Annotated in this window: 21 protein-coding genes and 1 pseudogene; 11 read left to right on the top strand and 11 right to left on the bottom strand. The window is 52.4% G+C overall.

The window, feature by feature from the left end:
- Positions 1-124: 124 nt before the first annotated feature.
- The 4 genes from MRY86_RS01095 to MRY86_RS01080 form a co-directional block, all read right to left on the bottom strand.
- Entirely contained in the window at positions 125-1,318 is a 1,194-nt protein-coding gene (locus MRY86_RS01095; RefSeq protein ID WP_293564098.1) for a hypothetical protein, read from the bottom strand.
- 191 nt (positions 1,319-1,509) lie between these two features.
- The gene (queA, locus tag MRY86_RS01090; protein WP_293570950.1) at positions 1,510-2,574 is read right to left on the bottom strand and encodes a tRNA preQ1(34) S-adenosylmethionine ribosyltransferase-isomerase QueA; all 1,065 of its coding nucleotides are present in this window, start codon (positions 2,572-2,574) and stop codon (positions 1,510-1,512) included.
- A gap of 157 nt (positions 2,575-2,731) precedes the next feature.
- The gene (locus MRY86_RS01085) at positions 2,732-5,026 is read right to left on the bottom strand and encodes a BamA/TamA family outer membrane protein (protein WP_293563488.1); all 2,295 of its coding nucleotides are present in this window, start codon (positions 5,024-5,026) and stop codon (positions 2,732-2,734) included.
- Entirely contained in the window at positions 5,019-10,013 is a 4,995-nt protein-coding gene (locus MRY86_RS01080; RefSeq protein ID WP_293570948.1) for a translocation/assembly module TamB domain-containing protein, read from the bottom strand. The genes MRY86_RS01085 and MRY86_RS01080 overlap by 8 nt, the downstream gene beginning before the upstream one ends.
- 345 nt (positions 10,014-10,358) lie before the next feature.
- Here MRY86_RS01080 and MRY86_RS01075 point away from each other — a divergent pair, with 345 nt between their 5' ends.
- Positions 10,359-10,961 carry a hypothetical protein gene (locus tag MRY86_RS01075; RefSeq protein WP_293565765.1) on the top strand — a complete coding sequence of 201 codons (603 nt, stop codon included), beginning with the start codon at positions 10,359-10,361 and terminating at the stop codon, positions 10,959-10,961.
- A gap of 11 nt (positions 10,962-10,972) precedes the next feature.
- Positions 10,973-11,191, top strand: a complete 219-nt coding sequence (locus MRY86_RS01070) for an HAD domain-containing protein (protein WP_293565763.1) — start codon at positions 10,973-10,975, stop codon at positions 11,189-11,191.
- Positions 11,192-11,264: 73 nt separating this feature from the next.
- On the opposite strand, the gene MRY86_RS01065 is transcribed toward MRY86_RS01070, so the two are convergent.
- The gene (locus tag MRY86_RS01065; RefSeq protein ID WP_293565761.1) at positions 11,265-11,684 is read right to left on the bottom strand and encodes a nucleoside-diphosphate kinase; all 420 of its coding nucleotides are present in this window, start codon (positions 11,682-11,684) and stop codon (positions 11,265-11,267) included.
- A 269-nt stretch (positions 11,685-11,953) separates the two neighbouring features.
- On the opposite strand from MRY86_RS01065, the gene MRY86_RS01060 reads away from it, so the two are divergent.
- From MRY86_RS01060 to MRY86_RS01045, 4 genes and pseudogenes are all read left to right on the top strand, one after another.
- Positions 11,954-12,967, top strand: coding sequence for a bifunctional oligoribonuclease/PAP phosphatase NrnA (locus tag MRY86_RS01060; RefSeq protein WP_293565759.1), 1,014 nt, complete (start codon positions 11,954-11,956; stop codon positions 12,965-12,967).
- A gap of 37 nt (positions 12,968-13,004) precedes the next feature.
- Positions 13,005-13,898 (top strand): FKBP-type peptidyl-prolyl cis-trans isomerase, encoded by an 894-nt coding sequence (locus tag MRY86_RS01055; RefSeq protein ID WP_293565757.1) that lies wholly within the window; start codon positions 13,005-13,007, stop codon positions 13,896-13,898.
- Positions 13,899-14,011: 113 nt separating this feature from the next.
- Positions 14,012-15,080: pseudogene (gene prfB, locus MRY86_RS01050) on the top strand (peptide chain release factor 2); the annotation flags it as partial.
- 431 nt (positions 15,081-15,511) lie between these two features.
- Positions 15,512-16,411 carry a hypothetical protein gene (locus MRY86_RS01045; RefSeq protein WP_293563190.1) on the top strand — a complete coding sequence of 300 codons (900 nt, stop codon included), beginning with the start codon at positions 15,512-15,514 and terminating at the stop codon, positions 16,409-16,411.
- On the opposite strand, the gene pfkA is transcribed toward MRY86_RS01045, so the two are convergent.
- Together pfkA and MRY86_RS01035 are read right to left on the bottom strand one after the other, a co-directional pair.
- Complete coding sequence (gene pfkA / locus MRY86_RS01040; protein ID WP_363325362.1) at positions 16,400-17,371, bottom strand: 6-phosphofructokinase; 972 nt, start codon at positions 17,369-17,371, stop codon at positions 16,400-16,402. The two genes, MRY86_RS01045 and pfkA, sit on opposite strands and share 12 nt — an antisense overlap.
- Positions 17,372-17,519: 148 nt before the next feature.
- Entirely contained in the window at positions 17,520-18,359 is an 840-nt protein-coding gene (locus MRY86_RS01035; protein WP_293563192.1) for a hypothetical protein, read from the bottom strand.
- A 232-nt stretch (positions 18,360-18,591) separates the two neighbouring features.
- Here MRY86_RS01035 and ccsA point away from each other — a divergent pair, with 232 nt between their 5' ends.
- Both ccsA and MRY86_RS01025 read left to right on the top strand, forming a co-directional pair.
- The gene (gene ccsA / locus MRY86_RS01030; RefSeq protein WP_293563193.1) at positions 18,592-19,644 is read left to right on the top strand and encodes a cytochrome c biogenesis protein CcsA; all 1,053 of its coding nucleotides are present in this window, start codon (positions 18,592-18,594) and stop codon (positions 19,642-19,644) included.
- 80 nt (positions 19,645-19,724) lie between these two features.
- Positions 19,725-21,311, top strand: a complete 1,587-nt coding sequence (locus tag MRY86_RS01025; RefSeq protein ID WP_293563194.1) for an FMN-binding glutamate synthase family protein — start codon at positions 19,725-19,727, stop codon at positions 21,309-21,311.
- On the opposite strand, the gene MRY86_RS01020 is transcribed toward MRY86_RS01025, so the two are convergent.
- The 4 genes from MRY86_RS01020 to MRY86_RS01005 all read right to left on the bottom strand — a co-directional run bounded on the left by MRY86_RS01020 (position 21,308) and on the right by MRY86_RS01005 (position 25,274).
- Positions 21,308-22,162, bottom strand: a complete 855-nt coding sequence (locus MRY86_RS01020; protein ID WP_293563195.1) for an FRG domain-containing protein — start codon at positions 22,160-22,162, stop codon at positions 21,308-21,310. The two genes, MRY86_RS01025 and MRY86_RS01020, sit on opposite strands and share 4 nt — an antisense overlap.
- A 207-nt stretch (positions 22,163-22,369) precedes the next feature.
- Entirely contained in the window at positions 22,370-23,152 is a 783-nt protein-coding gene (locus tag MRY86_RS01015; protein ID WP_293563196.1) for a LytTR family DNA-binding domain-containing protein, read from the bottom strand.
- On the bottom strand, positions 23,149-24,252 hold the full coding sequence (locus MRY86_RS01010) for a histidine kinase (RefSeq protein ID WP_293563197.1): 1,104 nt from the start codon (positions 24,250-24,252) through the stop codon (positions 23,149-23,151). The genes MRY86_RS01015 and MRY86_RS01010 overlap by 4 nt, the downstream gene beginning before the upstream one ends.
- Positions 24,253-24,320: 68 nt before the next feature.
- Positions 24,321-25,274, bottom strand: a complete 954-nt coding sequence (locus MRY86_RS01005) for a D-2-hydroxyacid dehydrogenase (protein ID WP_293563198.1) — start codon at positions 25,272-25,274, stop codon at positions 24,321-24,323.
- 239 nt (positions 25,275-25,513) lie between these two features.
- On the opposite strand from MRY86_RS01005, the gene MRY86_RS01000 reads away from it, so the two are divergent.
- The 3 genes from MRY86_RS01000 (at position 25,514) to MRY86_RS00990 (ending at position 26,526) form a co-directional block, all read left to right on the top strand.
- Positions 25,514-25,972 (top strand): hypothetical protein, encoded by a 459-nt coding sequence (locus tag MRY86_RS01000; protein WP_293563199.1) that lies wholly within the window; start codon positions 25,514-25,516, stop codon positions 25,970-25,972.
- A 163-nt stretch (positions 25,973-26,135) separates the two neighbouring features.
- A complete protein-coding gene (locus MRY86_RS00995; RefSeq protein WP_293563200.1) occupies positions 26,136-26,354 on the top strand; it encodes a hypothetical protein in 219 nt (72 codons plus the stop codon).
- Positions 26,338-26,526, top strand: coding sequence for a hypothetical protein (locus tag MRY86_RS00990; protein WP_293563201.1), 189 nt, complete (start codon positions 26,338-26,340; stop codon positions 26,524-26,526). Before MRY86_RS00995 ends, MRY86_RS00990 begins: the two co-directional genes overlap by 17 nt.
- Positions 26,527-26,819: the final 293 nt, after the last annotated feature.

Genomic DNA, 26,819 nt, shown 5'->3' with positions numbered 1-26,819 from the left:
AACGGGCAGTTTTTTCTTACGCAGTCACTGTCTTCCGTTTACCCGCCTACTTTCGGCAAAAGTAAAAAACCTAACGTATTATCCAAATATTTATTACGCTTTTTAAATGCGGCAGGAAAAGTCCTTATTTCTTTTGCTTAACGCCGGACATGGGATAGTGTTTAAGGACAGTAAATGGTTTTTGCTCATATCCTTTGGGGACCTGCCCTACCTTGTGATCCCGAACCGGGCCAGTAGGGTCTGTGAAGTAGTAATTGTGCCCCTCGTAAGGTATGGTGCTGCCGGGGGCCGGGGGCAACGCCATAGCAAGGGTAAGGTGGTCAGGGTAGGCAACGACCAGGGTGGGGAGTGGGAGTAAGGTTTTTGCCAGTTGGAAAAACAGCGCGGTCCGGTCTTCGCAATCCGAAAAAGGGTGAATGAAAACCTCTTCAGCTACCATAGGCTTGCTGTAGCCAAAGTAGGCTTTGTCTTCCCGGTATTCAAATGCAGAACGGGTGAACGCCGCCAGGAGCTCCGCTGTCTGCCACTCATTTTTTCCTTTGAGCATATCACGCAGTGGAGGGATGAGGCTTTGAAATAGCTGAGGCGACAAAGGCACCTCCAGGTATTGTGTTTCTGCTACTATGGGGTAGTCTTCCATATACGCGGCGATATTTTCGTCCACTTCGACCTCCAGTGCATGCCACTCATTATGATAGAAAAAGCTAACCTTCTGCCGCTTGAGCATGGGGCGCAGCCGGGGCAAATCCTTAAAGGTAAAGGTAAAGGCATGGCCGTCCGGATTAGGGACGAAACCGAGCATATAGAGAGCCCGCTGTTGAGCGCTGCCCGCCCGTACCTCGGTGAGGTTGATAAAGGACCGGCCCCGGTCCTGAATGATCGGGGCTTCGAACACTTCGTCCATAGTGAAAACATACAAGTAAGCCTCGTCTTCAAAGTAAGTCAGCCGGGTGTCATACCCACTTTGAGATAGGATGAACCAGGCACTTAGCGTACGGTCTACAGGTTCATGTTGCCCGTATATTTGCATCAGTACCTGCCTGACGAGTTTGTAATACAGCCAGTCATTGAGCCGGAAAGCACGCCGGGCCTGCTGCAGGCTTCTGATCAGCACATCGTATTCCGTCATGCTCATTTGACGGAAGTAAGCCCTTAAGCCCAACTCTGTCATTTCCGGGCGTGGAATCTGCAGCAAATCTGTTTGATACTGTATGGGTACCTGCTCCGTAAAAAAGGGAATGGTGATCTCCTCGCAGTTGGAAGCCGGTAAAGCATTTCCCAGAGTCAATAACAATGAAAGGAGTAAAATCCGGGGCATGGTGTATATATGATCTGTTACCGCAGCAATCATTGAAAAGGCCGCGTTTTAGCTGTTTAAACCAGGAGTAGGAGCCTTAAGAACCCTACTTCCCGCAAAAAGTACGGAATAAAAAGTAAAAAGCGTATCTAAATGGCCTTCAGATACGCTTTGTTATGTGAGTAATGTACACAATATTTCTGATGATTGTGCTAGATAATGAGCATAGCGTCACCGTAGGCAAAGAAACGGTACTTTTCCTTGATGGCTTGCTTGTAAGCTTCCATAATCAGATCGTAGCCGCCAAAGGCACATACCATAATCATCAGGCTGGATTTTGGCAGGTGAAAGTTGGTGACCATCGCATCCGGAATGCTAAACTCATATGGCGGATAAATAAACAGGTTCGTCCAACCCTCGGCTTCCTTGAGCATGTTCTCAGCAGAAACAGCCGATTCTATTGCCCTCATGCTTGTGGTGCCTACCGCGCACACCCGGTGTTCTTCGGCTTTGGCCTTGTTGACCGTCTCCACAGCATCGTCGCTGATTTTGAAGTACTCTGCATCCATTTTGTGCTTCGACAGGTCTTCCACGTCTATACTTCGGAAGGTGCCCAGACCGATGTGAAGCGTGAGCTCTGCAAATTCCACGCCCTTGATTTCCAGCCGCTTAAGCAGCTCGTCGCTATAGTGCAATCCTGCCGTAGGCGCTGCAACGGCACCCATCTCCTTCGCAAAAAGCGTCTGATAGCGGTCCCGGTCCAAGGCTTCAGCTTTACGGCCTATTTCCTTAGGCAGGGGCGTAGTGCCAAGCCGGTGCAGGTCTTTTTGAAAATTCTCATCACTATCGTCATAAATGAACCGGATGGTCCGGCCGCGAGAAGTCGTATTGTCAACCACCTCAGCTACCAGTACATCGTTGTCATGCTCGTCACTGAAGTAGAGCTTGTTACCAACCCGGATTTTACGGGCAGGGTCCACCAGAACATCCCAGAGGCGGGATTCGCTGTTGAGCTCACGCAGGAGGAAAACCTCAATGTCGGCGCCGGTTTTTTCCTTCTTGCCGTACAAACGGGCGGGGAATACCTTGGTATTGTTAAAAATCATGGCATCGCCCTCGTCGAAGTACTCGAGGATATCTTTGAACGTCCGGTGTTCGATTTTACCTGACTCCCGGTGAATGACCATCAATCTGGAATCGTGGCGATTGTCCGCTGGGTATTTGGCGATAAGTTCGGGTGGTAGTGTAAAATCAAATTGAGACAGCTTGGTCCTCATATTATCTTATGCTTTTTCGGGTAAAACGGAATCAACGGGCTTTTCTTCCCTGTTTTTGAAAACAGCAGGGCTGCTCCAAGATAAATTCCGGCAATGATACTAAAAAATGGTGATTTTGCCTGAGTATAGCGGATGGATATGTTTAGAATCCTTTAAATCAAAACGGATATCCAATCGCAAGGTTGTAAACAATATTTTCTGCCCGCCAGTTCGGAGACCCAAGTGCAACCTCGTCAAAAACCCAGCGGTTACCAGGGTCGTTATAGGGCTTTCGGAAGGGGAAGGCTACATCCAGGCGGAGCACAAAGTAGGAAATGTCCAATCGAAGCCCCAGCCCGCCACCAATGGCTATCTGACGATAGAACTCATCCCAATGGAAAACACCGGATTCGGTACCGCTATCTGCCGGGCCTTGCTTTACCAGCCAGATATTGCCGGCGTCTACAAACGCGGCGCCCTTGAGGTAGCTAATGATGGGAAACCGGTATTCTACATTAGCTTCCAGTTTTAGGTCGCCCGTCTGATCCTGAAAGGTTTCGGCATCCAGTGCTTCCACCGGTGTGGCACCCGGGCCCAGGGTCCGGATCTGCCAGGCGCGTATGCTGTTGCTGCCGCCCACGAAAAACTGCCGGATGTACGGAATGGAACGTGCATTGCCATAGGGTTGAGCCACTCCAATATTTAACCGGGCCAGCCAGTCGGTTTGTCTTTGGTACCAGTGGTATTGAATACCTGCATCTACCCGGATGAATTGCGCAAAGGGCAGGCCCAAAAGCTGATAAGCGTCTGTATGGTCTGGGTCAATGAGGTTTGCTATGCCGTAACTGATATTGCCCGCAGGCTCAACAGAGGCAAACATCGTCAGATAGTCCTCCCGCTTGCCGGGGCGCCTTTCACTGTAGTTGTATTCAAAGATGGTACTCAGTATGAGGTTGTCATCGAAAGAGGCCCTAAGCCTGGGATTTCCGGCGAGCCGGTCTTCAAACTGATCGGTGCTGCTCAGCAGTTGGGTGCGGGTCAGCTGTACCGGCTTCCAGGTGTAGCGGTGCAACCGGCCAGGCTGCCAGTCAAAGCCGTAAGAACCAGACAGGGAAAACAGCGAAAAATTGTTGTTCCGCCGCTGAAAATCACCCCGAAGCTGTGCCGTGGTACTGGATTGCCAGGCCTGCTCTCCTTTCAGCCAGTTATATGGCGCAACCATCCCCGGTAGCCGAAGGCTGGCCTCCAGCCCGATATTGTAACTGTTGATAAAGTCAACCTCTCCGCCGATCTGCGTGGCAATATTCGTGGAAAGTTCAAGGTTGAGCCGTTCGGCACCTCCAAACAAATTGCGGTGGGCGTAGTTGAGGTTCACACCGCCGTTCAGGGAACTGCTTGCTGTGCTTAGAGAGCTGACTTCCAGCTCGGTAGAGAAGTTCTGCGTCAGGTTGGGTGTCAGGTAAAAGGCACGGTCCAAAAATAAGCTGTCGCCCTCTTCGCGGACCTCCACCTTTAGGTTGACAAATTTGTAGGCACCCAGCCCCATCAGCCGGTTGGTAGACTTTTGTTGCAGGGACTGCACGAACAGGTCGCCCTTGTCCTGAAGAATGGTGCGGCTGAGGACCTGTGGCTTGACAAAGTCCCGGTTTTGGAGGTACAAAATGCCTTCTTCCTGCACGGTATCCTTATAATTCCATTCGGGCTCTTCCAGGTAGTAAACGGGATAGACCTTTGTTTGACCAATGTAGTGCCGCTGATAGGGGTTGCCATTGGGCGATTCGGCAAGGCGCAAAAAAGCTTTCACCTGATGCTCCTGAGCTGTAGTGTCCAGGAAGTAGTAAAAATGCCGGGGGCTCAGTCCGTAGAATCCATTCTCATTGCCGGAATTAGCCAACCTTGACCGCTCCTCAGACAGACGCTGCGTCTGATAAGGCTGATTTTGCCAGGCAGAGGAGTCCGAATGGGCTTTCTGAATAAAGCGGCCGATGTCATTGGTGTCTGCAGGCCAGTCCATACCCGTCAGCTCATAGCGGGTACCCGGTGATAACCGATAGAGTGCGGAGACCGTTTGCTTTTTCCGGATGGTATCCATTTGGACCTGTGCCTGCAGGTATCCCTGGTCCAGCAATTGTTTTTCGAGCCGCAGCTGGCTGGTTTCCGCTTCCTGAAAATCAAAAACAGCCGGTGGTTCTCCGAGTTTGCGTTGGACCCATCGGTTGAATTTGCTGTCTTTCCCACTCGTGGCGTTGTAGATGCCCAGCCGGATAGGCATGCCCAGAAAGGACTGATTGGGCTGCTGGCCAATAGCGCTTTCCAGTGCAGTAGCGCTTATTTCGGGTTTGGAGCCGGTGTATTCCAGTTCAGCTCCGGTGTAAAGGTACTGCCCTTCCTGCAACGTTCGGGTAGGCTGGCAACTGCTGGCCAGGAGCAGTAAAACGGACAAGCCAGAGATGTGCAGCAGTATTTTAGTCATTGGTATTATTCTTTTGGGTCGTGTCCCGGCGCAGGTCTCCGAAGGAGCGCTGATAGATGAGGCTGGCACCGGTGCGTATACCGTTGGAGAAAATGTCGTAGTCCGGGCGCCGGAATACCCGCACTTTGTAGCGGCCGTCTTCAGTGAGCTGATACTCCAGGCGGAAGTCTCCGGCAAGGACGGTGTTCTGTCCGGCAGCTTCACTGTCGCTCATGCCCAGATTACCGCCCACTTGGACCGAAAGCCGGTCATTGAAGAGCTGTTTGGACAAGCCAAGGTTGACTTCCGTGACGGTCTCCCCAGATGCGGCAGCGGCATCGGTCGTGTAGGAGTCCACACCAATACTGAGATCCACGCCTTCCACGTAGTTCTCTGCCAGCCGGTTAAGCTGATTGGTGAGCAAGGTACTGACGCTGGACAGGGCAATATTCTCACCTGTAGTCGCCAGGTTACTGCCCCCTGAGCCCAGGAAGGCATTAAAGAGCAACAGGCCAAAGACCTGCTTATTCAGCTCAGACTGATTCCCACGAAGCTGCGCCATTTTCTGACTGAGTATGGATTCCAGATTGGCAGAAACCTGTTCGCCGAGCTGGATGTCAAACAGCAATTCGGGCTGTTGCAAATCGCCTTCCAGGTCCAGCAGCACTTTAACTTGCTGTCGGCGGCGGGCGGCGCGTTCCTGTTCAGGCGTAAGCTCCGTTTCCTGTTGTATAAGGCCAAGGACCGGCGTCTCTGTTTGATAGGCCGCACGAATTTCGAAGCGGGCTTGCAGCGGGTCGCCCGGCAGGTAAATGCTGCTGCCCTCTACAATTGAAAAGTTGCGTTTGACCAACCCTTCGTAGTTCATCTGGTAGCTCCCGGAAGTCACTTCGATATTGCCAGTGGTGGACATTTGCCCATTAGCATTGAGCTCCACGAAAAGATTGGCGCGCCCGCGGGCTTGCAGCTGATCGCCGGTAGAAGGGTCAATGATGGCTGTAATCTGGGCATCTGGGGTCAGGTTGAGCTGCAAATTGAGATTGTAGCCGGAAGAGCCGGTTTCATAGACTTTTTCAGACTGGGCCGCCGTATCGGCTGCGAATGCTTCCGGTGACTGAAAAATAATGTAGTCTTCACTGACAATGGCTTTCTCTTCGCTCAGCGGCAGGGCGGTGAGGGCTGTACCGGGCAGGGTAGTCGTTTCCACATCTACATTGAGGTCATCAATGGGGCCCCGGACCTGCGCATCAGCGCTTACAAAGACCTTACCGTAGAAAAGGTCATTGTCTCCGGCATTGGTATTTAGCACCTGAAACCGGGAGGTGATGAATCTCAAATCCGTTTCAATATTATCGAAATGTTCATGCCGGATCACTCCGCTGAGCCGCGCCGATTGATTGTTGCCATCCACAAGCGCCATGTTGCCGAGTTGTATGCTATTCTCCGTGAGTTCAATCTGATGGTTCGGCACAGTGAACCGGGTTTGAAGGTAGTTGACAAAGGCGGAGAGGCTATCTGCAGTAATCGTGCCGGTGCCAAGGGGGGCATCGGCGGTGCCGCGGAGCTCTAACCGGGCACTGATGGCGCCCTGAAGTTCTTTGACGGCACCCTGTGTGAAAAACTCGAATGGCGCAACGGGGAGTTGATCGGCGCTAAGGTCTGCCTGAAATGCACCTTGTTCAAGGTCGTAGGCTCCCTTCAGATTCAAACGTTCTTTGGGGTCTTTTAGCAAAAGGCTGAGGTTGAGGCGCTTGGGGTCGGCATCAGGCTGAAGGCTTAGCTCCATCTGTCCGAGTGCAGCTCCATTCAGTTGCAGGTCGCTCACCTGAGCGTCCACCACATATTGCAACAGGGTGTCCAGGGGCTGTAGCTTTGCCTGCGCGTTCAGCCGGCCGCTCAGCAGGGTGGTGTCCTGCCCGACCAACTTGCTGATTTCCTTTAATCGGAACTGCTCAAAGCGTACCTGAAGCGGAGGCAGGGCGCGGTCAGCTTCCGGCGAAAGGGTCTGCAATGCAATGCCTTGCTGATTGCGGGATATACGGAGGTCAGCAGACTGCAAGGCCTCTGGAGAGAATACGACGGAGTTGCCGGAAGACACCTCCCAGGGCCGGCTGTTCAGCATAAAGTCTGGCAACACTTGCACACGGTAGGCGTTGGAGTCGGGTTCCAGGAGGGCGTTGAGGCGGAGGCGGGTTTTCTGGTCCCCGCCTTTGATGAGCAGGTTGAGGTCCATACTGTCGCGGTACAGCCGGGTGCTTAGTTGAGTACGCCCCACAAGGAGCTGCGTGTCCTGTCTGACAGCCTGAATACTTAGGGATTGCCAGAGCGCATCGGCAGATTGGCCATCCAGTGCCAGGCTGTCGATGATGATGCCGGCGTAGGACAGGCTAGGTATACCGCCTTTTAGGTCAAGGCGCTTCTCCGGGGTGCTGAATTCAAACCGGATCCAGGCTGTATCCAGCTGTTCCAGGTCGGGCACAAAAAAACGGGTCAGAGGCACAGGATTGTCCAGCTCCAGGGTGAAGACAAAGTCCTGCTTCGGTAGTTCGGGAGCGACTTGTGTACTGTCGGAAGGCTCCGCCGGGCTGACCCATTTTTTAACCGGGAAGTAGCCATCGGTAAATTCAGCCAGGGCAGGCATCAGAGCCGATAAGCGGAAGTCCCCCTCCATGTCTGCATTGAGGAAGGGGCTGCGAACGCGGACCGCCCTTTGCTCCTGTGCTGTGCCCGTAGCCGTAAGTTCAAGCTGTTCGGCAGTATAGGCCTGCTGCCCGTCGCTCAGGCGTAAATTTTTGATACTGGCTGTTCCTTCCAAATTATGCAGTTGACTCCCTGTCAATTCGGTGCTCATGCTGGCGGTTATGCGCAGTGTGGTAGGGTAGAGGTTGAGCTTTTTCAAATTAAGCGTATCCAGGCTGGCATTGAAGCGGAAGGTAGGCAGGCTGTCGGTCAGGTTCGCGAGTCCTTCAAAGTGGAATTTTAAATTGGGATCATTGATATCCAGCCGCCCTTCAAATTCCCGGGCATTGATCCGGCCGTCGAGGCTCAGCCCCTGGTAGGCATAACCGAAAGCTTCGAGCTGGGTGATATTGCCATTAAGATTGGCGTTGATGCTGTCGGGAGAGAGCCCGCTGCCTTCCCCCCGCAGTTCGAGGGAAAGGTTGCCCAATTCAGGGTTGTCGAGTATCTTTCCCATTGTGAATGTGTCCAGTTTTAGTTGCCCCTTGTAGCTGGCATTCGCATAGTTTTCCGTAAACCGGAGTTGGATATCGTGGTTGGCCGTGCCGGCTTCAGTCCTCAGTGTGCCATCCAGCTTAAAGTCGGTCAGTGTCCCGGCTATGATCCCGTTATAGTAGCTGTGGCCAAATGCTTCAAGCGGATCGGGTATGGTGTCATTCAGGAAACCCCGCAAATCGGCGGGCTGGGTACGCAGGGAGTCTATGGTAAAGGTAAATTGCAGACTCTCCGGAGCGGTGACTTCACGGGCCTGTAGCTGGCCAAACATTGCGGTAAAGCTTTGGCTGCGCAATGCCAACTGGTTGACCTTTAGTTGGCGGGTGTTGCCTTTGATGAAACCCGTAAGCCTTAGCTGCCCGAGTGGCGCAAGGCCTTCGGCTGGCAGGGGCTGCCCTTTCAAATATTGGTTGAGCCGCGCAGGAGAAAGATTGATGGACTGTAGCACAACCTGTAGTGCCAATTCGTCGGGCAGGGTAGCATTAGTAATGGCACCGCTCAGCCGGGCATTCAGCGCCTGTCCCCATTTCAGCCGTAACTGCCCGATCCGGAGGTCAGAAACATAGCCATCCACCTGACCGGATAGTTCCAGGGGCGGCAATGGGCGCGGAGCAAGGAAGGGTAGGGGGCCACTCCAGTAATACAGGTCTTCCTGGTCTATTTTTCCGGTACCTAGGTTGACGGACAGGTGCACGGACTCCGTGAAATTGGCAAGGTCACCAAATTGATCGTACTGTAATTTCAGGGTGGAAGGGGCAAGGTCGCTCTTTGGGGTCTGAAAAGACAATTGAGTCAGAGCGGCACTGCTGTCTGATAGCAATAAACTGGTAGTGAGCGATTGCAATTCAAACCCATTCCACTCTTTAAAGGCAAGATTTTTCATTTGACCGGACAGCGCCAGGCTATCCCAGCGCAACTCAGTCGCCTCAAGCGCCAGGTTTTGAAAGTGCAGATGGGCAGGGTCGAAGCGCCCGCCCGGCCCGGCAGGCTGCGTGAAGTCATCGTAAGCGATATCCACAGCGTCAAGTCCCATTTTTTTTACATCAATTGTCCAGCTAGGAAAGGGGAAGGCGATGGCGTTATCAGCGGTATCCCGGGGAGCATCAGGTGCCGCTTCTCCCGGACTCCCCCACATAGCCACTGAGGCGAAGGAGCTTTGCAGCTGGAATTGATCAATACCAACCTTCTGCTGGTTGAGGTCGAGCTGACTGAGGGCGCTTTCCAGTGTGCCGATCCGGGTGTAAACCGCCATTTGGCTCAGGCTGTCGGTCCAGGAAAAACGGACATTCTCCAGGTCGAGTGCTTTGAGGTCGAACGTCCAGGCAGAAGGCTCGGAGGTGGTGGTGTCGGGTGTGGTGCTCCCAAAGGCGTCAAGCAGGTAGGTGAAGTTAAAGGTGCTGTCTGGGCGACGCTCCAGGTGGGCAACAGCGTCCTGCAGCGTAAACTGGCTCAACTGTATTTCGGATTGGAACGGGGCAAAAATGCTGAGCTGCGCATCAATCCGCCCGGCGTATAATAAGGTGTCCTGCTGCTGGTCTTCCAAATATACCCCTTCCAAAACCAACTGATTGAAAAAATCAATGTAAATCCTGTCAATATCAAAGGGCGTTTGTATGCGCTCTTCCAGGTAATCCGTTGCCTTGTCCGCTATCTTTTGCTGTACGGCAGGAAACTGCAGGGCTGCCCATAGCAAGACTACAAGCAGCAGCAGGGCAAGCAAGGCATAGCCCAACCATTTGAGCAGTTTTTTGAGCAACGGATACGGTGTGTTCAAAGACGGAGGCTTTTGTACTTGAAAAGGGTCTGTAGATAGAACGGTAAGTACAGGGCGAAGTTTGGAAAGAGTCAGAACTGCCGGCATTATTTTTCCGCAGCAACCCTCTGCATTTAAGCGCTATAGCAGCTGGGGTAGAGCTTCCCGCTCTGCTCCAGCTTATCCAGGCTTTTTGGGCGAGGCACTAGGCAAACCGCAAATGCTGCCGGGCTATTCAAAAAGTGCAACTGGTTATGCACACGGGCGCTGGACTTTAACCGGAGAATTCCTTATGTTTGAATGGGTGCCTTGGCTGCGCTGTTAAAAGCTTAGCTTTTAAGGCTATCCCGTAAACGAGTGAAATATATGAAAGAAGCAGTTGGAACTATACCAGCCTCATTGATTTATGAAATGGTCGAAGACCAACCGATTTACTATAAAGGGTATAAACAATTTCTAAATCCGAAGGGTCAAAAAACAGGGCCCACGGGTAGTAGCTTCCTTCAATCACTGATTATATCGAACCTCGTCCTGTTTATAAATAAGCATCTTGGGGGCAGGTATATTGTGCTTACTAATGAGGTAGGGATTCAATTGTCAAAGGGAACCTGGAGAGCAGCAGATATTGCCCTGTTTGAACCTGGTCAGATTGATGTTTCACAGGCCAGCAATAAATACATTAGCGTCTCTCCAAAGGTGGTGATTGAAATCGATACCAAGGCTGAAGTTGCTGAGATCAGCGATACTTTTTCCTACTACAACGAAAAAACGGAGCAATTACTGGATTTCGGAGTAGAAAAGGTCATTTGGATTTTTACGGATTCAAAGAAGGCCCTCATTGCCACTCAAAAGAAGGAGTGGGCATTAGTAGATTGGTCTAAAAACATTAAGATCATTGACGGCCTTGAGATTAACATAGAGGAAGTCATTCATGACATTCAGGGCGGAAAGGGTGACGCCAACGACTGATTTTAAGCCTGATGGACAAGGTGATATTTTTAGATTTGAACGGTGTCCTCATCAATCCCTTCCCTGCCTGGAAGCCGGATGAGGAAGACCGGGACGGCTATGCCCGGTTCAATCCGTACTGTACCGCCAACTCTCGCGCGCTCCTGAAGGCTTATCCGGCATTAAGCATTGTCCTTAGCTCTTCCCGCAGGGTAGGGAAAAGCCTGGAGAAAGAAAAGAGTAAATCTTAGAAAGCCCACCTTTCTCAAAGAAAAGCGGGCTTTCCGGTCTGGCCAAAAAGCCAGGATGTGCGGTAAACGGTCCTTAGAACATCTCCGTAGCCGCAAAGTGGAAGCTGGCTTCCCGGGCTGCGTTCTCATCGGAGTCCGCACCGTGTACGGCGTTTTCACCAATGCTTTTGGCAAACAGCGCACGGATGGTGCCGGGTGCTGCTTCTGCCGGGTTGGTAGCGCCGATCAGCGTGCGGAAGTCTTCTACGGCATTGTCCTTTTCCAGTACCGCTGCCACGATTGGGCCAGAAGACATGAATTCAACAAGCTCGCCGTAGAAAGGGCGCTCCTTGTGTACTTCGTAAAATTCGCCGGCTTTCTCAGTGGAAAGCTTGGTCAGCTTCATTGCTACAATGCGGAATCCTGCTTCGTTGATTTTGGCGAGGATGGCGCCGATGTGCCCGTCTTTGACGGCGTCGGGCTTGATCATGGTGAAGGTCTTGTTACCAGCCATATTGTGTTTAGATTTTTTGCAGTTTTGAAATTCGCTGCAAAAGTAAGCAAACCTCCCCAAAGCTGGGTAGTCTGAGGGGGATAAAGCGCAGAACTTTCTCCATTGCCTGGTCATTGGTCCAAGACCGCGCCTTTTCGGCAGTGGCAGAACATTTTTTGAGCCCTGGCAGGATTAATCCTTTCATTTTCAACCCCTTTTACAACCGCCTTCCTTTATTCTTGGTTAAATTCATTAATTTTCCCAACTTCGCGGTCTGACGCTGTAAGATAATGGAGAACATCAACGCATTAAAGGCACTGCTCGATGTGCCTAAAAATATAGTCATCACCACCCACCGCAATCCTGACGGAGATGCCATAGGGTCTAGTCTTGGGCTTTACCACTTCCTCAACAAAGGGGGGCATACGGTCCGTATGATCACGCCTTCTGAATATCCGGAAAACTTTTCCTGGATGCCGGAAGTGGAGAAGATGGTGGTTTATGATATTGACCCGGAGTACTCCCAGGAGCTGGTGGAGAAAGCGGATATTATTTTTTGCCTCGACTTCAATGCGCTCGACCGTATTGACAAGCTGGGCGATCTAATCGAGCCCACCAAGTGCCACAAGGTAATGATTGACCATCACCTTTACCCGGAAGGGTTTGCGGATTTCCTGCTTTCGGATACTACCGCAAGCTCTACTTGTGAACTTATTGTGGACTTCATCCATCTTCTGGGGATGGAATCCGATCTGGATGTAAAAATCGGGGAGTGTCTTTTTACCGGCATTATTACGGATACGGGCTCTTTCCGTTACAGCACATCGGCTAAGCTTTACCGCATCGTTGGGGAGCTGGTGGAGCTGGGCGTGGACGATTACAAGCTGCAGGACCTTATCAACAATAGTATGAAGGAAAAGCACTTGCGCCTACTCGGTCATTGCCTGAACAACCGGATGGAAATCCTGGCAGAATACAACACCGGGATTTTTTACCTCACGAAACAAGACTACGAAGACTTTGATATTCAAAGAGGCGATACAGAGGGGATCGTGAACTACCTGCTCAAGATCAAAAATGTGAAGATGGCGGCTTTCATTATGGAGCAGCCAAAGATTGTCAAAATCTCCCTGCGGTCTAAAGGTGATTTTTCCGTTCAGGAGATTGCCCAAAAACATTTCAAGGGCGGCGGGCACAAAAACGCTTCCGGCGGGTTTTCTTTTCAGCCACTGGAAACAACTTTGAAGCGTTTCAAAGGCGTGCTGCCACAGTACAAGGATAAGCTGGCAGCTGCTGTTATTTAGAATAATTCACTCATTTATATCAACAGACCAAGATTTTATGCGAATCCAATTGCTTTTTATTTTGCTCGTTGGGCTTTCGGTGGCATCCTGCCAGCAGGAACCCACGGTGCAAACCACACCGAGCGGCTTTGAATACATGCTGCATACCGATAATGGTGGCGAAAAGCCGGTTGCCGGTGATTATGTGACTTTTCACGCTTACATGCGCAATGGCGACTCCATTGTCTACAGCAGCCGTGATCAACCGAAGCCACCCTTCCTTCAAATTCCTAAAGAGGCTCCGGCCAACCGCCCACCCAATCCTATTGAGGAAGTGCTGCAGTTGATGGGCGATGGTGACAGCGCTACTGTGCTTATTGCGCTGGATACTTTGCCACAGAAGCCCAAAGGCTTTGAGAATACAGATGTGATGTACTACGATTTGGTCATTGCAGAAATTAAGTCCGCCGAGGATTATGCTGCTGAGCAGAATGCAAAGATGGAAGAAGCTCGCCAAAAGGCAGAAGAGATGCAGAAGCGTCTTCCTGAGATAGAGGCACTGGTGCAATCCACGCTTGATGGGTATAAGAATGGCACTTTGGGTGATCAGTTGCAGGAAACAGGGTCTGGGCTGAAGTATGTCATCCACGAAGAGGGGGATGGCGCACAGGCTGCCCCTGGAAAAATGGTAGGGGTTCACTACTACGGTGCCTTGGTTGAAAACGGACAAAAATTTGATGATTCCTTCAGCCGCGGGCGGGCACTGGACTTGCCACTTGGTCAGGGCCGGGTCATTCCGGGCTGGGAAGAAGGTATTGCCCTTTTTAAAGGCGGAACGAAGGCCACGCTTTTCATCCCGGCAGAGCTGGGCTACGGTGAGGCAGGTTCTCCCCCTGCGATTCCGGGTGGAGCAGAGCTTATGTTCTACGTTGAGCTGGGCGAAGTACAATAGCTATAATAATTGAATTCAACGCGGCGGCACCGTGTCGGAAAGACAGGGTGCTGCCGTCTCTTTTTTATAACTGTGGGCAGTGCCAGACATTGCTCCAAACCACGACAGAAGGTATGACTGCAGATCAGTTGAAAAACTTGCAGGATCGCCTGGCTGCTTTAGGGAGGTATCTTTGACGTCGGTAACCGGCGCATGCAAATCAAAGATAAAGAACAGCAGTCCATGGACCCCAGTTTCTGGGATGATCCAAAGCGGGCCGAAACGATTCTTAAAGAACTGAAAAGCCATAAAAACTGGCTGAGCCTCCACGATGAGCTGGAGGGCAAAATTGAAGACCTCGAAGTCCTCTACGAATTCTACAAGGAAGGAGAGGGCACTGAAGAAGAGGTCGATAAACGCTACGATGAAGCATTGGCTGCATTGGAGGATGCCGAGTTCCGTTCCACCCTCAACAAGGAGGAAGACGAACTGAACGCCATCCTGGAAATCAATGCCGGTGCGGGTGGTACCGAAGCCAACGACTGGGCCGAAATGCTGATGCGTATTTATGTCATGTGGGCAGAGCGCAGCGGCTACAAGCTCTCCGAACTTAAAAAGCAGGAGGGCGATGTAGCTGGTATCAAGTCCGTCTCTCTTGAAATACAGGGCGACTTCGCCTACGGCTGGCTTAAAGGGGAGAATGGCGTCCACCGCCTGGTGCGTATCAGCCCCTTCAATGCGCAAGGCAAGCGGATGACCTCCTTTGCGTCGGTTTTCGTGCACCCCATGATTGACGACCGCATTGAGGTGGAAATCAACCCGGCAGACTTGGAATGGGACACCTTCCGTGCTTCCGGTGCGGGCGGGCAGCACGTCAACAAGACGGAATCTGCCGTGCGGGTACGTCACCTGCCGTCAGGTGTAGTGGCGGAATGCCAGCAGGAGCGCTCCCAGCATATGAACCGCGAGAAGGCGATGCAGATGCTCAAAAGCCGCCTCTACGAGCTTGAGCTTCAAAAGCAACTGGCTGAGAAAGATAAAGTGGAAGCCCAGAAGATGAAAAACGAGTGGGGCTCCCAAATCCGCTCCTATGTTTTGGATGACCGCCGGGTAAAAGACCACCGTACCGGCCACCAAACCAGCCAAACAGACGCTGTCCTGGACGGCGACCTCGATGGCTTCCTCAAAGCCTATCTGATGAATGACTCGGTGGAGGGGGGAGAGTAGGCTTGGGCTATGCCTCACCGGGTGGACTATGCCCAGCCGCTGCCGGGGCATTCACCCGGTGTGCTTTTGGTTTGCTCCTGGTCAGCACGCCCGGCGAAAGGCCCGACTACGTTTTAGGCTACGTCGGGCGGAGAGTGCGCCGGGCGAAACAGCCTCACCGGGTGCACTAAGCTAAGCCGTTGGAGGGGTATTCACCCGGTGTGCTTTTCGAGTGTCTATGTTCAGCCCGCCCGGCGAAAGGCCCGACTACGTTCTAAACTACGTCGGGCGGAGAGTGCGCCGGGCGAGAACCAGGTCCGGTGCCCTTGCTTCTGCCAATCCTAATTAAGCCAATTGCTCATTACCCCATTTTTCACCCCCAAAAGCAATACCTTTAGCCCCATTTCACGTTAAAGAGCTAAAAAAGGATGCAGCAAAAGTCTTCCACCCTCTGGTTCCGCATTTTACAATGGAGTGCTGCGAGTGTACTCTTCGCCCGCGGCTGGCAGCATTTGTACTGGGATGCGCCCTTTCGCACCCTGCTTTGGGACCAGGCCTGGATGGAAAGTACCGTACAAACCGTTCTGGGTATGGACTGGCAAGCCTATGTCACCAACCCTAATACCGATTGGTGGATTCAGCAGCTGGTCTTCGGCACCGGCGTATTTTATGTGCTGACTGGGTTGGTAGCGATTACCGTCCAACGTTGGGGCAGGGCCGGTCGGGTGGTGTTGTGGATGAGCAGCTTTAGCCTGTTGATCCTTGCGGGGCTGTACTGCAAAGAGAAATTTTTCTTCCTGGGGCAGTTTCTGGAATACGCTCTTCAGTTTACGGCACCGGCCGTACTGGCCTGGGTCGCCGTTGCGCCGGAGCGGCGGTTCAACCGGTCTTTGCTGCTATTCCTTAAAGTTTGTATTGCGCTGACCTTTACCTGCCACGGGCTGTATGCCGCAGGGTATTATCCACGGCCGGGCTACTTCGTCTTTATGGTGATGAGTATACTGGGAGTGGATGAAGTTGAAGCTGCTCAGTTTTTGATGGTCGCAGCAGCCCTGGATTTCATTTTAAGTGTCTTGATTTTCCTGCCGGGGCGCGTCGCCCGCATCGCACTGGCTTATGCCGTGTTTTGGGGGCTGTCCACCACCATCGCCCGACCCTGGGCTTATGCCTATGTGGCAACCTGGGATACTGTGCTGTTGCAATGGGTGCACGAAGCGGTTATGCGTTTCCCGCACTTTTTGGTGCCGACACTTGCCCTTGGACTATCGGGTGGATTCAAACGGCTGCCCCAAATCAGACAGCAGTTTGAGTTGGTACTAAAGCGCTAGGATCTCCGCCATCCGGACCAGGTCGTTGTCCAGGTTTTTGGACTTAGTGATCGCCTCTGCGAAGGGCGTGTACTTGATCTTGCCATTAACCAGCCCGGTCATCACATTCTTATGCCCTTTCACCAGCCCTTCCACAGCATGAAAGCCAAGTCGGCTGGAGAGCACCCGGTCAAGCGCAGTAGGCGATCCGCCGCGCTGCAGGTGGCCAATAATGGTCACTTTGGTATCGTAAAAATCAAACTTTTCCTTGACCTGGGCAGCGATCTCACTCGCGTTTCCGTTTTTGTTGCCTTCTGCAACGATGACTACACTAAAGAGCTTCTTGCGGCGGGCGCCCATCTTCAGGAATTCCACAAGTTCCTCAATCGAAGTATCCGTTTCCGGGATTAGAGCACTGGCTGCACCGCTGCCAATAGCGGTATTCAGGGCAATGAAGCCGGCGTGCCGCCCCATCACCTCCACAAAAAACAACCGGTTGTGAGAATCGGCTGTATCCCGGATTTTATCCACCGCTTCGATGGCGGTATTCACGGCGGTATCAAAGCCGATGGTCATGTCCGTACCGTAAAGGTCGTTGTCAATCGTACCTGGCACGCCAATGAAGGGAATATCATACTCTTCGGTAAAGACAGAAGCCCCCGTAAAGGTACCATTGCCTCCGATGGCTATGCAGGCTTCAATATCGTGCGCGAGCAGGGTCTCATAGGCAGAGCGCCGCCCTTCCGGTGTCATGAACCGTTGGCTGCGGGCAGTTTTAAGCACTGTGCCGCCCCGGTGAAGGATATTGCCTACGTCCCGGCGCTCCAGTCGCTCCAGGTCGCCATCAATCAACCCTTCATACCCTCTGCGGATACCGTAGACGTGCATATCGTGAAAAGAAGCGTTACGCACAACGGCCCTGATGGCAGCATTCATGCCCGGGGCATCGCCACCGGAAGTAAAAACAGCAATGCGTTTGATCTCCTTGCTCATTCGTTTAGTTTTATCCTTGTGTCAAATGCGACTCCATTTTTATTCTTGCTCTATACCAGTCCGTGCTCTGTAGGGCTGAGCCCTGCATATCAGGCCATCTGGCTTTGACCATTAACCAAGCCGCAAAAGTAGGCATTTATTCTTCGGTGTGGAAGCGCACCAGCTCATCAATCGGCTTCTGAATAAAGTTCCCCATCTGCATATCCCGTGCATCAAGGATGACACTTAGTGTTTGTTTGAAATAGTAGGCCACCGAACCGATAAAGTGCACAGGCAGGCTCATGTGGTTTTTATATTTGCGTACATGCCGGTCGATAAACTGCTCAAAGGAATCAAACAAGATCCGCTGAATGAAAGGGTGGTCCTGATGATCGCCCATGAACTTGGTAAACGAAGCAAGGTACACATTGGGCGGCTCACCGCTATACACGTTATCCAGAATGGATTGTTTGCCTCCTTTCAGGCTTTCTTCCAGCTCATCGTGCAGCTTCTTAGGCATCTCCCGGTAAAAAAAGGCCCGGATGAGGCGCTTGCCCAGGTGGGTGCCAGAACCCTCGTCCCCTAGCAGATAGCCCAGATTGGTCACGTTGTCAATTACATCCTTACCATCGTACAGGCAGCTGTTGGAACCCGTGCCGATGATGCAGGAAATGCCCGGATCATGGCCGCAGGTCGCACGGGCTGCGCCCAGGAGGTCGTGGTGCACTTCAATATCTGCATGCTCAAAGACCCGGTCCAGCGCTTTCTGTACGGTGCCTTTCAGCCGGGCGTCCCAGCAGCCCGCTCCGTAGTAAAAAACCTTTTCGGCTTTCTCCGTTGCAACTTCCGGAACTAAAGATTTCTGAAGTTCATCAAAAATGACCTCCTCAGAATGAAAAACAGGGTTAAACCCCATTGTGGTAATACTCTGTACCCCCGAGCCGCTGATCATTTTCCAGTCGGCTTTGGTCGAGCCACTATCTACTACTACTATCATGACTGTCCTTTTAACTCGGCTAAAGGTAGTGTAAATTATACACTAAGTAAAAAATTCGGTTTCAATTTTTTCCCTGCTATTCTGTTTGGTTTGGGTATGGATTCCGTCCCATTTTTTCGGTATGCCGGTTTGGTCTGCTTATTCCGCCCCTGATCTGACCTGTTCCTGACACATAGAGTTGCCTATTCCCTCAAAATATAGTTATTTCAAGCCCTGAAGCGAAAATGAGATTATGAAAACCTACTGGTGGAAAATTCTGGGCGTCTTCATCTTGTGTTATGTATTCATAGCCGGGATGATTGTACCGCTTAATCCGGGCATTTCCGGTGTGTCTCCGGGCAGTTTGCGCACGGGGCAGGAAGCCGTTTTGGAAATCACAGGCTACAATTCCATGTACACCCAAAGCCCGGAGGTGCGGGCCTGGCTGAAGATGGATGATGAGCGTGCCCTTGGGGCACAAGCCGTTAAGGTATTGGACGATCGCAGGTTGGAAGCCACTTTTGCCATTCCATCCTACCTTCCGGTGGACCGGAAAGTCCAGGACTTTACGCTGGTGGTGGATCATGAAAAGGATGGTACCTCCGTCCTGCCCAGTGCGGTGTTTGTCACCCAGGATAGTGTAGCGCCTGAGCTCGGTGCTGCTGCCTTTCCCAATACACCCATAGAAGGGCTGAACGAACGCTGGACCTTTACCTTTCCCTTCCGGAATATCCTGTATGAAACGATCCGTAATACATACTTCCACGTTGCGTTGTGGTTTGCGATGATCTTTATCTTCATCGGTGCCCTGACCTTTAGCATCCGCTACCTTCGCCAAAGTGACCTGCGGCAGGACTGCAATGCGCAGGCATTTACCAAGGTGGGCATCCTCTTTGGCATACTGGGGCTGGCAACCGGTGCCATCTGGGCCAAACACACCTGGGGTGCCTACTGGAGCGGTGATGTCAAGCAAAACATGACGGTCATTGCGCTTTTGATCTACCTGGCCTACTTTATCCTTCGTGCCGTATTTGATGACCCGGACAAGCGGGCGCGTATTTCAGCGGTGTACAACATTTTCGCCTTTGCCGCCCTCATTCCGCTCATCTACGTGGTCCCCCGCCTGACCGACAGCCTGCACCCGGGCGCAGGAGGCAACCCGGCACTGGGCGGTGAGGATCTGGACAACACCATGCGCCTGGTCTTTTATCCGGCTATCATCGGATGGACCCTTATCGGGCTATGGATGGCTAGCCTGCTCGCCCGACTGGAGAAAGTACGCTTAAAGTGGTTTGATGTGCTGTAGCGCACGCCTATACCTTTTTACAGCCTGCTTCCACACCTGTGAAGCCTGATTTGGAATTGGACAAATGACCTGGAAAAACCATGAGAAACGAATTCTTAGTCTTTGCATTTTTATCCCTCGGTACGCTGCTTTTGGGTGCCTATTTCTTTTGGCCGCCACTTATTTGGGGGTTGATTTTGCTGGCTCCTGTCCTTGGGCTCGGCTTTTATGATATGGTGCAGACCCGCCACACGGTGATGCGCAATTTTCCGGTTTTTGGCCGGGGGCGGTATGTGCTGGAGGAACTTCGCCCCAAGCTTTACCAGTATTTCATTGAATCTGACACCAACGGGCGCCCCATCAACCGGATTTACCGCTCAGTGGTCTATCAGCGGGCGAAAAAAGTACGCGATACTACGCCCTTTGGCACACAGCTCGATCTTTACCGGGAAGGGTACGAATGGCTCAACCACTCCATCGCCGCCAAAGATGCCCACGACCTCGTAAAGGACCCAAGGGTGACGGTTGGGAATGCAGCCTGCCGTCAGCCCTATTCCGCCAGCCTTCTGAATGTATCTGCCATGAGCTTTGGCTCCCTGAGCAAAAATGCCATCATGGCGCTCAATGGTGGTGCTGAAATGGGTGGTTTTGCCCACAACACAGGAGAGGGCGGGATCAGCCCTTACCACGAGAAGCACAACGGCGACCTGATCTATCAGTTTGGTACCGGATACTTTGGCTGCCGCACGCCAGACGGGCAGTTTTCCCCCGAGGCCTTCGCCGAGCGCGCGGCTTCTCCACAGGTGAAAATGATAGAAGTGAAATTGTCACAGGGCGCCAAGCCTGGCCACGGCGGCATTCTGCCGGCAGCGAAGAACACACCAGAAATTGCCAAAATCAGAGGGGTGAAAGTGGGGACTTCGGTACTCTCGCCTCCCGGGCACAAGGCTTTTTCCACCCCTCAGGGCCTGGTGGCGTTCATCGGGCAGCTTAGGGAGCTTTCGAAAGGCAAGCCGGTGGGCTTCAAGCTTTGCATGGGCAGTCGTTCGGAGTTCATGGCCATCTGCAAAGCCATGATTGAGGCCGATATCTACCCGGACTTTATCGCTGTGGATGGGGGAGAAGGCGGTACCGGGGCTGCCCCGCCCGAGTTTTCCAATTCAGTAGGCATGCCCTTTCGGGAAGGCCTGGCCACTGCCTATGACATCTTGCATGGATTTGGCATTAAGCAGCACATTAAGCTTTTTGCCTCCGGAAAGATTCTTACCGGTTTCCACATGTTCCGCGCCTTTGCGCTGGGTGCCGACGCCTGCTACAGCGCCCGTGCTATGATGCTGGCGCTGGGCTGCATTCAGGCCTTGGAGTGCAATAAAAACAACTGCCCAACGGGCGTGGCTACCCAACGCCCGGAATTGGTACAAGGTCTGGTGGTAAGCGATAAAAAAGTACGTGTGGCTAACTTTCAGCAGGAAACCATCAAAAACTTTGTGGAACTGCTGGGCGCTGCCGGGCTGGAACACCCGGATCAGATTACCCGCCATCATATTTATCGCCGGATCAGCATGCATGAGGTAAGGCGGTACAGTGATTTATACCCGGAAATACCCGAAGGCTGCCTGCGGGATGAGCATATGATCCCTGCAGACTGGCAGATGGATTGGAAAATGGCCCGGGCCGACCGGTTCTAAGACCCTTCAGATGGCCGTTCATCCTGAGGTTCCGAAATCTTCCTGGGCGAAGGTTCCAGCCTTACATCCCGATAGTGGCGCTTGAGCCAGGTGGCCAGCCCGTCAAGACCAGGGAACAGCACCCGTTCGTTGATGTTGGACTGGTCGAGCTTATCCCGGATTTCCCACTTGAGCTCTGCCGGGATAATGATCTTAAAGTAGCGCACCTTGCGTCCGATCAGCCAGTCACTGAGCAAGGTGTTGGGGTCCGACATCATGGAAAAGACGGCATATTGATTCACAATCCGGTCATCGATTGATGGAGGCTCGAAGAAAACGGCGAAATCGTCATTTTTCAGATTTCCGAGCTTGGACAGGCTGTCCACGGCACGCTCCAGCATCTCAGCGGTAAAGATATGAGACCCTTCCTCTTCTATGATGAGCGCGAGCTGATCGGGCAGATGTAACTTCGAATCTACATAGTTGACCGCCCAGATGACGCCGTCCCGGTCGTAGCGGTTAAAGTCATTGGTAGTGAAATGCAAGGCAACATAGGGCGAGTAAGTCCAGTCGAGCAGGCGGGTGGGCAGGCCGTGGTGCTGAGCCAGCGCCAGCCAGTTCCAGACGGAGGTATACTCTGAGCGGATTTGCTTGTGAGAGTACTTCCGGAAATTGCGCAACAGGTGCTTTTCCAGGTGCGATTCTCCCAACCGGTTGAGGGTGGAAGTCAGCTCGAAATTGATATCCTCCATGCCCCGGTACACATAGCCCGAGCGGAAGCGCTGCAACTGGTCATTCCAGGAGTCATGGTAAAGTATGTCTTGCAGTTCGTTCCAGGTTTTTACCCGGATGGTTTCCCCTTGTGTAAGCATGCTGCAAAGGTAGGGAGATTTCGGGAGGGATGCAGGGGGATACTGACAAAGATGAAAAAAAGCGGCCCAGCCATAAAAGACTGGGCCGCCATTGCCACATCATCATAATTTTTAAAATCGGGTAACTTCTTTGATGTTTCAAAGATAGGGGGCTAATCTGCTGTCTGCAAGGGATTTGTGATCAGTGGTGGGAATTGTGGTGAATGGTTAAGCGTCTTCGCCCCGGGCTTCCAAATACTGATGGATTTCGGTCTTATAACCCCGGCTGGATGCCAGTGCCTCACCGTTGCGCAGGTGCAGCGTGTACTGATTGTTACCCTCGTACTGCACCCGCTCAATAGCATTGGTATTGACCAGGAGGGAACGGTGTATACGGAGGAATTGACCTACAGGCAGGGCATCCGCTACGGATTGTAAGGTCTGCCGGATGAGGTGCCTGCGGGGGGCGGTATGCGCAATCAGGTAGTTGCCATCGGCTTCAAAATACTGTACGTCCAGCACATTGATCTCCAGTGTCCGGCCTTTATCCTTGACTTCCAGAAACTGCAGCCCGGGTATTTGTTGTGCTTCGTGCTGTTTTAGCAGATATACCATCTTCTGGTGCAGCTCAGCATTTTCTCTGGTCTGTATCTGCTCCCGGGCGTGTGCAAGGGCCTGTTCGAAGCGGTCATCATCGTAGGGCTTGAGCAGATAATCCACCGCGTGCACATCAAAAGCCTTGAGTGCATACTGATCATAGGCTGTGACAAAAATGATGAAAGGCAGGGGCTTGAGCGCTTCCTGCTTCAGGACGTCAAACCCATTCAGGTCAGGCATTTCTATATCGAGAAAAACGAGGTCCGGTTGGTAATCCCGGATTTGCCTCAGTGCTTCCCGGCCATTTTTGCATTCTCCAATGCAGAGTACGCCTTCGGCCCGCTCCAGCAGTTTGACAATCCGCGCCCGGGCCAGGGGCTCATCGTCTACGACAAGTGCACGGATGACTTTCATAGCGTTGGTTTTTGTGTGGGAATGGCCAGGGTGACCACAAAGCCTTCGACGGGAGCAGATTGCAACCCGAAGCCGGCCCGCTCCCCGTAGAGCAGGGACAGGCGCTCCCGGACATTCTGAAGCCCAATGCCTTTTTTGAGCAAGGCTGACTGTTCGGCGGTACTGCCTTTTCCATTGTCACGAACCTCCAAAAGGAGCTGCTGTCCATCGGCGATCCGACCGGCAATAGTGATTTTCCCATCTCCGCTTTGACTGGCAAACCCATGTTTGATGGCGTTTTCGACGAGCGGTTGCAGAATCAAGCTCGGTACCTGTACCTGTTGTGCCTGCTCTTCTATATCGAATTCAACTTCCAGCCGGTCCTGAAAGCGGGTCTGCTCTATTTTGAGGTAGTTTTGAATGAACTCCAGCTCTTCCCGCAAGGAGATGAGGTTGCTTTTTTCCTGGTCAAGGACGACTCTCAGGAGGCTGCCCAGGCGGGAGACGATCCGCTGGGCTTCCTTTTTATCAAATTCCATGAGGGCGGAAATGGTATTCAGGGTATTGAACAGAAAGTGGGGCTGTAGTTGCAGGCGGAGGGCATTGAGTTGTGCGCCCGAGAGCTGCGACTGTATTTCTGCCATGGCAATCCGCTGATCGCGCAGCTTCCGCTGAAAGTTGATCGCCGAGTAAATGGTGTAAATGATGCCAAACTCCACCATACGTGAAATCAGGGCAGCAGGAAGGGCACGGAAAATATGCCGGAATGTATCCGCCGAAATCAGCTCCTTGCCGGTAAAATGCAGCATCCCAAAGAACAGAATGTTGGATACCAGTTCGTGCAGGACAGAAAGCCCGAACCCGATCAGCAGAATGCTGCCAATCAGGCGGTAGCGATCCTGATGCTCCTGAGTGCGCCTGATCCAGTGGTGCACGAGCGGAAAAAGGATGCCCCAGGTAGAGTAGTTGGCGACATGCAGCCACAGCCGGGGCCACTCAAACTGATAATTTTCCCGCAGGTAAAGCAGAAATAGGTAGTCTCTAAGGCTCCACAGCAAGCCCAGCCCGATCGCGATCAGGATGGCAATACCCCAGGAAATGGGTGGCTTACGAAGGTTCATAGGGCAAATTTAAGGCAAATCCGCGCACTTGCCTACCGCCATGTGGCCGGCGCTTTGTATTGGGACGATTAGTTGACCACATTTTGCGGAGCCCCTGCCTGAAAGCCCCTGATGTTGTTCAGGGTGATGTCCATGAGGCGCTGCCGGGCTTCCAGCGAGGCCCAGGCCAGGTGGGGCGTGAGGATGCAGTTCGGGGCGCTGATGAGCACATTGCCTTCCTTTGGAGGTTCCGTACTGAGCACATCCAGTGCAGCTCCTGCCAGTTGCCCCTCCTGGAGGGCAAGCTTCAGGTCTGCTTCCTGTAACAGTCCGCCCCGGCCGGTATTGATGAGGTAGGCCGTGGATTTCATGCGCTGCATCAGTTGGGCATTCACAATCTCACGATTGGCCTCAGAAAGAGGGGCATGCAGAGAGATGACATCACTTCGTTCGAACAATTCCTCCAGGCTGACAAACTCCACGCCGGGGCGGGCATCCCGCTCGGGGTGTTTGTGGGTCGCCAGGATTTTCATACCGAAAGCCTGCGCCAGGTCTGCCACCCGTTGCCCGATGCGCCCGAAGCCGTAAATGCCAAAGATTTTTCCAGCCAGTTCAGGTAAGGTGTGCAAGGTATAGGCAAAATCATCGCTGCGCTGCCATTCGCCGGCCTGCACGCTGATGTGGTGTTGGTACACCTTATTCGTTAGCGCCAGCAGGAGCGCAAAAACGTGCTGCGCAACGGAATCCGTACTGTACCCCACCGCATTGCATACCGGAATACCGCGTTCCCGGGCGGCTTGTAAATCGACGTTATTGTAACCGGTAGCGGTGACGCAAATACACTTCAAATTGGGGAGTTGCGCCAGCTCGTTTTTCCCCAACACCACTTTATTGACGAGGAGGATATCCGCCGGCCGTCCCCGTTCCACCACCTGTTCTTTGGGCGTAAAGTCGTGGATTTCGTACTCGCCGAAGTTGCTTAGCCCTTCCCAACTCAGGTCTCCGGGGTTAAGCGTTCTACCGTCAAGCGCTATTATTTTCATAGGATTCGCTGTTTTGTTGTGTCAGGGTGGAAGGTACAAAAAAGCAAAACAGCAATTGTCCTGTGCTATCTTTTCAGTTGTACTTCCAGCCAGGGGGCTTCAAAGGCGTGTCCTTCCGCCAATTGGGAGAACCGTGGGGGCAAGCCTACCGTTATGACCAGTTACACCGGCTCAAGAGGATGGAAAGCTGGGATAATATTACCTTAGGAACCTATGCATGGCAAAGTGGGACGAGCCCCATGAGTACCTACAGAGTAGATACTATAAACTATGATGCGAACGGGAACATATTGAGGCTGTATAGAAAATCCTCCTCCAGCGCTTTGATGGATGACATAGAGTACGATTACCTGCCAAATAATAACTTGATTTTTGAGGTTACCGATAACGTAAGCAGTGGGGCGTTCACAGGGGACTTTGACACTGGGTCAACATCAAAGTATGCGTACGACGGAGCAGGGAATATTGCTGATGACTCGTTAGCGGTAGCAAGGATCGGGTGGAATGCTTACGGAAAGGTTAAGACTGTTAATTATCCAACTAAAAAAATAAGATACACATTTGGTTACGGGCCTGACCAAAACCGGGTGTGGAAACAGTTTCATGACCGGGACAACTCTATAACAAGAAATACTTGGTACGTAAGAGATGCACAGGGCAATGTTCTAGTGCTCTGTCAAGTATCAAACGACGGGTAATCTGTGGCATCTTTTTGCCCAGTTCTGCGTCACGTCCTCGCCTTGGTAGCTAAGGCTACCAGGCTCCGGGCGTTTCTTGATCTGGACAAAAGCCTGCTGACACCTTACTCCGCTTTTCATACTTGACAGAGCACTGGCAGTATACCACCAAGACAGCGATACGGTGACCTGGTCGGAGCAGTATCTATACGGCAGTAGCCGCCTGGGGTCAGTAGAGCCCGATGTGACTTGGCATAACGGCAACGACCTCAACGACACGCCCTACTTCAGCGACCAGGAAAAGCTCTGCATAGGCTGGAAACGGTACGAGATATCCAACCACTCTCCGCTCGCCATAGCCTCTGCGAAGGCGAGTGGGCAATGTCATGGCCGTGCTCAATGACCGCAAATACTACAAAGACACGGATGCCGATGATGAAGCAGAGTACTTCGACCCCGTATTCATGGCAGCTACTGATTATTACCCCTTTGGTTATGAAATGTTGAGCGCCATAGCAACAGCAATCAATGCCGCGAAATCCCGTCTATTTGGCGGGGCCGGGCCGAAAGTATAACTTTGGAGACTACCGCTACGGTTTCTCCATTCCAGTTTGGGGTTAAGGGGCCCTAAACTGGAATCCGGAGAATGATTCCGACGGCGAGTTTCTCCGTTCGCCATAGCAAGGCGCAGGCGGAAGTTCTTTTTTAAGCGTTTGTCCTCAATTCATTGTCCCTTTTCGCTGTGTGACAAAGTCATTGTATATGCTTTTCAGGAATCTAAGGCAAAATAAAAAGGAAGAACAAATTTATGGCTAATATGAAATAAATTTCCAGAATGAAGATTATCACTCTTCTGCTATTTACGATA

Origin of the sequence: Phaeodactylibacter sp. (genome assembly GCF_022763345.1) — a bacterium.
GTDB lineage: Bacteria > Bacteroidota > Bacteroidia > Chitinophagales > Saprospiraceae > Phaeodactylibacter.
The sequence above is the reverse complement of the archived record's forward strand: the minus strand, read 5'-3'. Positions and strand labels throughout refer to the sequence as shown.

Bases quoted from the DNA above. Each gene is read 5' to 3' on its own strand.
- MRY86_RS01025 (WP_293563194.1), top strand. From the start codon at position 19,725: ATGAGAAACGAATTCTTAGTCTTTGCATTTTTATCCCTCGGTACGCTG.
- MRY86_RS01010 (WP_293563197.1), bottom strand. From the start codon at position 24,252: ATGAACCTTCGTAAGCCACCCATTTCCTGGGGTATTGCCATCCTGATC.
- MRY86_RS00990 (WP_293563201.1), top strand. From the start codon at position 26,338: ATGGCCGTGCTCAATGACCGCAAATACTACAAAGACACGGATGCCGAT.
- MRY86_RS01095 (WP_293564098.1), bottom strand. From the start codon at position 1,318: ATGCCCCGGATTTTACTCCTTTCATTGTTATTGACTCTGGGAAATGCT.
- queA (WP_293570950.1), bottom strand. From the start codon at position 2,574: ATGAGGACCAAGCTGTCTCAATTTGATTTTACACTACCACCCGAACTT.
- MRY86_RS01055 (WP_293565757.1), top strand. From the start codon at position 13,005: ATGCGAATCCAATTGCTTTTTATTTTGCTCGTTGGGCTTTCGGTGGCA.
- MRY86_RS01015 (WP_293563196.1), bottom strand. From the start codon at position 23,152: ATGAAAGTCATCCGTGCACTTGTCGTAGACGATGAGCCCCTGGCCCGG.
- MRY86_RS01085 (WP_293563488.1), bottom strand. From the start codon at position 5,026: ATGACTAAAATACTGCTGCACATCTCTGGCTTGTCCGTTTTACTGCTC.
- MRY86_RS01060 (WP_293565759.1), top strand. From the start codon at position 11,954: ATGGAGAACATCAACGCATTAAAGGCACTGCTCGATGTGCCTAAAAAT.
- MRY86_RS01005 (WP_293563198.1), bottom strand. From the start codon at position 25,274: ATGAAAATAATAGCGCTTGACGGTAGAACGCTTAACCCCGGAGACCTG.
- MRY86_RS01045 (WP_293563190.1), top strand. From the start codon at position 15,512: ATGCAGCAAAAGTCTTCCACCCTCTGGTTCCGCATTTTACAATGGAGT.
- MRY86_RS01065 (WP_293565761.1), bottom strand. From the start codon at position 11,684: ATGGCTGGTAACAAGACCTTCACCATGATCAAGCCCGACGCCGTCAAA.
- ccsA (WP_293563193.1), top strand. From the start codon at position 18,592: ATGAAAACCTACTGGTGGAAAATTCTGGGCGTCTTCATCTTGTGTTAT.
- MRY86_RS01035 (WP_293563192.1), bottom strand. From the start codon at position 18,359: ATGATAGTAGTAGTAGATAGTGGCTCGACCAAAGCCGACTGGAAAATG.
- MRY86_RS01075 (WP_293565765.1), top strand. From the start codon at position 10,359: ATGAAAGAAGCAGTTGGAACTATACCAGCCTCATTGATTTATGAAATG.
- MRY86_RS01020 (WP_293563195.1), bottom strand. From the start codon at position 22,162: ATGCTTACACAAGGGGAAACCATCCGGGTAAAAACCTGGAACGAACTG.
- MRY86_RS01000 (WP_293563199.1), top strand. From the start codon at position 25,514: ATGAGTACCTACAGAGTAGATACTATAAACTATGATGCGAACGGGAAC.
- MRY86_RS01070 (WP_293565763.1), top strand. From the start codon at position 10,973: ATGGACAAGGTGATATTTTTAGATTTGAACGGTGTCCTCATCAATCCC.